The following is a 255-nucleotide window of genomic DNA, read 5'->3' as shown; positions in this document are numbered from 1 at the left end:
AGCGTTCCACTAATCTCAAACCAACTTAAGGGCTGGTCCCCGTTCGCTCGCCACTACTAAGGGAATCTCGGTTGATTTCTTTTCCTCAGGGTACTTAGATGTTTCAGTTCCCCTGGTTCGCCTCTTGTACCTATGTATTCAGTACAAGATACTCAGCTTGTGCTGAGTGGGTTCCCCCATTCAGAGATCTCTGGATCACAGTCTGTTTGCCGACTCCCCAAAGCTTATCGCAGGCTACCACGTCTTTCATCGCCT

1 rRNA gene is annotated in these 255 nt (G+C 49.4%); it reads right to left on the bottom strand.

Annotated elements, in window-relative coordinates:
- Nucleotides 1-255: ribosomal RNA gene (locus L6D80_RS30005) — 23S ribosomal RNA — on the bottom strand; the annotation flags it as partial.

It is taken from the genome of Pseudomonas ceruminis (assembly GCF_021602025.1).
GTDB classification, from domain to species: domain Bacteria; phylum Pseudomonadota; class Gammaproteobacteria; order Pseudomonadales; family Pseudomonadaceae; genus Aquipseudomonas; species Aquipseudomonas ceruminis.
The sequence above is the reverse complement of the archived record's forward strand: the minus strand, read 5'-3'. Positions and strand labels throughout refer to the sequence as shown.